At 66.4% G+C, this 6,250-nt stretch carries 6 protein-coding genes; 2 read left to right on the top strand and 4 right to left on the bottom strand.

Going from position 1 to position 6,250, the window contains the following annotated elements; genetic code table 11:
- A partial coding sequence (locus QOI01_RS28270) for an AMP-binding protein (RefSeq protein WP_526386463.1) occupies nt 1–999 on the bottom strand: 999 nt, incomplete at its 3' end.
- 231 nt (nt 1,000–1,230) lie between these two features.
- Nucleotides 1,231–2,304 carry an alcohol dehydrogenase catalytic domain-containing protein gene (locus QOI01_RS28265; RefSeq protein WP_526386462.1) on the bottom strand — a complete coding sequence of 358 codons (1,074 nt, stop codon included), beginning with the start codon at nt 2,302–2,304 and terminating at the stop codon, nt 1,231–1,233.
- Between the two features lie 56 nt (nt 2,305–2,360).
- Between QOI01_RS28265 and QOI01_RS28260 the strand changes: the two genes are divergently transcribed.
- Nucleotides 2,361–2,864, top strand: a complete 504-nt coding sequence (locus tag QOI01_RS28260; RefSeq protein ID WP_526386461.1) for an SRPBCC family protein — start codon at nt 2,361–2,363, stop codon at nt 2,862–2,864.
- On the opposite strand, the gene QOI01_RS28255 is transcribed toward QOI01_RS28260, so the two are convergent.
- Both QOI01_RS28255 and QOI01_RS28250 read right to left on the bottom strand, forming a co-directional pair.
- Entirely contained in the window at nt 2,846–3,970 is a 1,125-nt protein-coding gene (locus tag QOI01_RS28255; RefSeq protein ID WP_526386460.1) for a GGDEF domain-containing protein, read from the bottom strand. The genes QOI01_RS28260 and QOI01_RS28255 overlap by 19 nt on opposite strands.
- A gap of 272 nt (nt 3,971–4,242) precedes the next feature.
- Nucleotides 4,243–4,563, bottom strand: a complete 321-nt coding sequence (locus tag QOI01_RS28250; protein ID WP_526386459.1) for a transposase — start codon at nt 4,561–4,563, stop codon at nt 4,243–4,245.
- A 316-nt stretch (nt 4,564–4,879) separates the two neighbouring features.
- Between QOI01_RS28250 and satS the strand changes: the two genes are divergently transcribed.
- Nucleotides 4,880–6,145 carry a protein export chaperone SatS gene (gene satS / locus QOI01_RS28245; RefSeq protein ID WP_526386458.1) on the top strand — a complete coding sequence of 422 codons (1,266 nt, stop codon included), beginning with the start codon at nt 4,880–4,882 and terminating at the stop codon, nt 6,143–6,145.
- The last annotated feature ends 105 nt before the right edge of the window (nt 6,146–6,250 follow it).

Raw genomic sequence — 6,250 nt, 5'->3', positions numbered from 1 at the left:
CGAGAGGTTCCACATGATCCAGCCGGTCGAGGAGAACCAGAGGAACCGGTCGCCGTCGTCGATATCGAGGTGAAGCGCACCGGCCTTCAGGTTCTCCAGCAGAAACCCGCCATGCCCGTGCACGATTGGCTTCGGCTTGCCGCTCGTTCCAGAGGAGTACACGACCCAGAGCGGGTGGGCAAAGGGAACCGGTGTGAACTCCAGCGGCGCCCGCTTCGCCACCGCATCGCGGAACGACAGCGTCGAAACACTGCCCGGCGCTTCGAAACATGCTCCGGCGTCGAGGTGGCTCACCAGGATCAGCGTCTCCAACTCAGGAAGCCCACTTACGATGTCGCGCAGGACATCGCGGCGGTCAAAGGCCTTGTCCCCGTACCGGTATCCATCGACCGCGACGAGTATCTTCGGCTTGATCTGCCGGAACCGATCGAGCACTCCGACGGCCCCCATGTCCGGCGCGGCACTCGACCACACCGCGCCGAGGCTCGTTGCTGCAAGCATGGCGATGACGGACTCGGGCACGTTCGGTAGGTAGGCAGCTACGCGATCGCCCTGCCGCACGCCGAGGCTGCGGAATGTGGCGGCCAGCGCGGCCACCTCGGCGCCCAACTCGCCCCACGTCAGCTCTATGCGTGAACGTGACTCGGACTCGCAGACCACAGCCGCACGCGAAGCCCACTCTGGGCGAAGCGCTCGCCACAGCGAATGCTCGGCATAGTTGATCAAGGCGCCGTCAAACCAGCGAGCCCCAGGCATGACGCGGCGATCGAGCACCCGCTCGTAAGGGTGATGGGTGATCACGCCGCAGAAGTCCCAGATCGACGACCAGAAGGCCTCCAACTCATCGACCGACCAGCGCCACAGCTCCTCATAGGAGTCGAAGTGCCGTCCGCGCTCGTCGCGCAGCCAGCGCAGATACCTCGTGATTCCGGCCCGCTCCACCCGCTCCGGCGGCGGGCTCCACAAGCGTTCAGGCGTGCCCTCCGGTACTGCTGTCATCCGCCCTCCGACGCTCGGCCCCAAGGTTCGAAGACTCTCAGAATAGTGAGCGTCTCAGCGGTGAGGTGGCATTAATTCATAGCTGTCGCCGAATCTGCTAGTGGATCCGGTCGCGAGCTGCACCCCTATTGATCACTTATCGAAGCGGGGGACCCCGTCAAGCTCTCCCCGGTCCGAACGACCAACGCCGGGCAGGGCTTCCAGGGATTCTGGCGGCCGACGGCGTGAGGGTCACTGCAGCCGCGGGTCGATCAACGTGACGCCGACCGGAGAGGCGGTGTCGACCGACGGGAGTAGACGAGCGCCCTCGGCCAGTCCGACGACTTGCTCGACCAGGTCCTGCGGGCGCAACGTGCCTGCTTCCACCAGTTCCAACATGCCGGGATAGTCCACACTGGCCATGCCGTGACTGCCGAGAATGTCCAGTTCCCAGGCGATCACCCGCTCCATCGGCACCGCGGGGTGCCCGTCGACGCCTGGCAGCAACCCCACCTGTACGTGACGTCCCCGCCGCCGCAGGCTGTAGATGGCGTCCGAACAGGTGACCGGGGTGCCGACCGCGTCTACGGCGACGTGGCTGCCCCCGCCCGTGAGGTCGTGCACGCGGGTGGCGAGCTCGCCCCGATGTAGTTCCCCGTCGCTTCGCTCGCCCCGATCGGCGAGCACGGTGTGCTCGGCACCCAGGCCGCGCGCCAGGTCCAGCGCTGCCGGAGTGCGGTCGACCGCGACGACCCTGGCACCGGCCGCGACGGCCACCTGCACAGCACTGAGGCCCACCCCGCCGGCCCCGACCACCGTCACCCACTCGCCGGGCCTGACTCGGGCCCGAGCTGTCAGTGCGTGGTAGGCGGTGGCGAACCGACAGCCCAATCCCGCCGCCGCCGCATCGCCGACGACCTCCGGGACGACCACCAAGTTGGCGTCGGCCGCGTGCAGGGCCACGTACTCGGCGAAGGAACCCCAGTGCGTGAAACCCGGCTGAGTCTGATTCGGACACACCTGCGCCTGACCATCCAGGCACCACTGGCAGTGCCCGCAGCCGCACACGAAGGGTGTGGTCACCCGGTCACCGACCGTCCACCGTCGTACCTCGGCCCCCACCGCGACGATCACGCCGACCAGTTCGTGCCCCGGGACGTGCGGGAGTGCCACCCCGTCGTCATGCCCGGCCCACGCGTGCCAGTCGCTGCGACAAAGACCGGTGGCGTGCACCTCGAGGACCACACCCCCGGGCGATGGCGCCGGATCGGCGACCGACCGTACGTCCACCGAACCACCGAACTCCTCGAAGATCACTGCTCGCATGAAGCCATCGTCCCGCGTCTGTCCACCGGCGCGACGCTTTGGCATGCTGTTACACCATGACGCGCTGGTATGAGGTCGGACCCGCGGACGACGACTTCTTCGCGTCCGCGCCACACGTATTCCGTTACTCGAGGCGGTTCGCGGCGCCGGTCGAGAAGGTCTGGGAATCCCTTGCCTCAGATGACTCGGTCGCCGCCTGGAGCGCAACGGTCAGTGCGGTGAAATGGCTGAGTCCCTGCCCATTCGGTGTCGGAAGCACCCGCGAGGTCGTGTTGGCCCCCGGGTTGACCCGCGTTCGCGAGCGCTACTTCCGTTGGGACGAGGGGCACCGTTATTCGTTCTCCGTCTATGAGGCGAACCTGCCCGTGTTCCGGCGGTTCGCCGAGGACTATGTCGTGGAGCCGGAGCCTTCCGACAGCGGCGCGACGCGGTTCACGTGGACCGTTGCCATCGAGCCCAAGAGTGCGTTCGCATTGCCGTTCAAGCCTCTAGCCCCGGTGCTCAAGCTGGCGTTCGGGAGGATGGCCGCTGATGGCGAGCGCTACTTCGCACGCACCTGACTCCGGTCGTCGGCGCAATACTGTTCGAACGGGGCCACCCGTTGACGGGATTGGTTGCCGCCGTTGCGTTTCGCGTCGTACATCGCTCCATCGGCCGACGCAATCAATGCGTTGATGACCAGGTTCGGATCGTGGCGCTCGACGAACTGATCGCATCGGGCGCTGGCGATCCCGACGCTGGCAGTGATCTCGTAGGGCAGATCGGCCACGGCGTCGCAGAGACGCTGACCCAGGGCAGCCTGCCTCGGGTCGACGAACACGTCGGCGACCAGGAACTCCTCACCTCCCACCCGCCCGACGATGGCACTCGGGCGGGTGTGCTCGCGAAGACCGTGCCCGACCGCGATCAGAACGCGGTCGCCCGCGGCGTGACCCTTGGTGTCGTTGAGCAGTTTGAACCGGTCGAGGTCGATCATCGCCACCACGAGGTGCGAATCGGAGTATCCGTGCGCCGCGACGAGCTGGCCGGTCCGTTCGTAGAACGCGCGGCGGTTCAGCAATCCGGTGAGGGGGTCACGGTCGGCGTTCAGCAGATCGACGCCGAGAGCCTGGACGATGATCTGGATGCCGAATGGCACCGCGATGTTGACGACCACCATCAGCCCGTATTCGCACAATGCGCGCACGACGTCGTGATTCGTCGCCAGTGCCACCGCGGGGACGATGGGGATGACGACCACGACGACCGCGTTGGCGACCATGAGGAACGCGGTGTGAAAGATGGCGATGTACGCGGAGACCGTGACGAAGGCGGTGCACGCAAGGAGGGCGATCGAGGGGTCACTCTGGGACAGCGCCGCCATGGCGATACTCGCGCTGGCGGTGATGGCAAAGGCGATCGACTCCGACCTGGACGGCCAGCGAACGATCCACAGCAGCGCACAGCCGGTGCCAACGACGACCGACAGAATGGACAGAACGATGCGGACGACGCCGTCCGGCGGCGCCGAACTCCACAGCAATGCGAAGGGAATGATCGTCAGGGACGCCGAGGTCACCACCATCACCGCTCGGGTAATTCCCACCATGCGGTGCGCTTGAAGGTAGGAGCCGAACCAGACGTAGTGGTCGGGCTGCCCCCACCACGAATGAATGCGCTTCAACATCGTCTCCCCCGTGCATCACCGCCCCGTGACGCCACCAGTAACCCGTTTGCCTGACAGTCACGTCAATTGATCGACTTAGTCTACCGAAACGTCGACGGTGCCGAACGACCTAAATTCAAATGGGAACTGACCACCTGTGGCTACATAGGTAGTCGGTGGTCGGAAGCGCCTTTCACTGACGGCTACCGCCACGATGGCTGAAAAGCGTCGTCGTGTGATTTGGCCTGTCTCGTGAGTTAGCTGTGCGTCGAGTGCGGCGCGCGACGCGCGCGTCAGGCCTCGACGACGTCGAGCCATTTCGGGCCTGCCGCTGCTGCGGCTGGCCGCCAACGCCACGGGCTGACGCGCGGTAGGGCGCAGCCGGAACACATACGCCGCCCGCCTCGCCACGCCACCGCATCCCACTGATGTTCGACGTCGCGGCGCACCATCGACTCCCAGACGGAACCGACCGAGGCGACGAAATACGACGGCGACCACAACACCTTCGCGAACCCGCACAGATGCGCAAACTCCGCGCGCAGCTCCCGTGCGGTCCGACCGGTGAACGCCCGCACCACCTGCACTGGTGCATCCGCCCGGCCGACCCGCACCAACACACCCCCTATGGCGTGCAGCGAAACCGGCGCTCGGACACGCTGCGCACCCTAAAAAACAAGACCGACACAACCCACGAACACCCCCCGGTCACCAACCCCGATCCCCCCAACGACTCCAACCGACGGTCCCCTCAGGCCGCACTGATGGCGTCCGGTGTTGCGAACGTCTGCGACGAGTCTGCACATGTCCATCGCGGGCCCGCCCGTGTGTACCGTCGCGCTTGCTCGCACGACCAGACCGCACCGAGGGCTTCCAGCGCCGAACCGCCTGACAGCAAGCCCCTGCGGAGGCGTCGTTAGGCTGTGCCGCATGGCTGCTGACATCGTGCCTGTGAGGCTTGGGCTGACCAAGGGCGATCTGTACACACTGTGGGCTCCGTCGTGGCGTGATGCCGACGACGAGTGGCAGGCGTTCCTGGGCAAGGACGACGACCTATACGGCTTCGAGTCGGTCGCTGACCTGGCCGCATTCGTCCGGACCAATTCCGACAACGACCTCACCGACCACCCGGCGTGGGATGAACTGAAGGCGTCGTCGGCGCACCGACTCGACCCCGGCGAAGACCGTCAGCACGACCTGATCGGTGTTCCCGAGGTGGCGGCGGAGAAGCCGACCGAGGAGTCGGTGGCGAAGCTGTTGCATGCGCTTGGCGTGGTGCAGGCGGTCGGCTCCGTATGCGATCTGACCGTGGTGTCGAAGTTCTTCAACGGCAACCCCGTCCTCGGGTCCCTCGGCGGTGGCGCCGAGGTGTTCCAGGGCCGTGCTGGCCGCAAGCGCTGGGCCGAGATCGAGGCCGTGATCGCCCGCGGATGGGACGGTGTCGTCGACGCGATCGACGAGATCGTCACGATCCCCGACGTGAACTCCGCGGCCGCCGAGAAGGCCGAGGCCGAACTCGCCGAACCGGCCCCCGAGCCGGAGGTCGTGGACGAGGCCGCCGACGACGTGGTGATCGAGGACGAGGTCGACACCGACGACGAAGAGGCCGCGCTCTCCGCGCAGGCCACGGAACAGGTTCTCGGCAGCGACGAGGATTTCTGGACGCGCGTCGGCATCGATCCGATCCGCCTGCTGACCCGGGGCGGCACGTTCTACACCCTGCGCTGTTACATGGACGACCAGCCAATCTTTCTCGGTCGCAATGGACGCATCAGCGTGTTCGGCTCCGAGCGGTCGCTGGCCCGCTACCTGGCCGACGAACACGAAAGCGATTTGTCGGATCTCGCCACTTTCGATGACATCAAGACCGCTGCCACCGACGGGTCATTGCAGATCCGGGTCACCGACGACAACGTCTACGTGCTGCGCACCCTGGCCGACGACATCGCCGACGGGCCCGACGCCGTGGACCTCGAGCAGCTCGAACTGGCCATCGAATTGATCCGAGACGTCGGCGACTACGCCGAGGACGACACCGTGGAGGAGGCGCTGAACCAAGACCAGCCCCTCGGCAGGTTCGTCGGTCACGTGTTGTCCGCCGACAAGGTTCGCAAGCCTCCCGCGCCGTACGCCAAGGCCGTCGCGCAGTGGGAGAAGGTCGAGAACTTCGTGGAGTCCCGCCTCCGCGAGGAGTGACCTCGCGGACCTAGAAGTCGGCGGGATCCGGTCGCACCACGGACCGCGATTCCAAGCCGAGCCCGCGGACGTGTTCGGCGATGGCACCAAGGTGCGACACCCAGA

The sequence above is a fragment of the Mycobacterium sp. genome, from assembly GCF_032162605.1.
Lineage (GTDB): Bacteria > Actinomycetota > Actinomycetes > Mycobacteriales > Mycobacteriaceae > Mycobacterium.
Note: the sequence above shows the minus strand (reverse complement) of the source record. Positions and strands in the feature narration are given on the sequence as shown.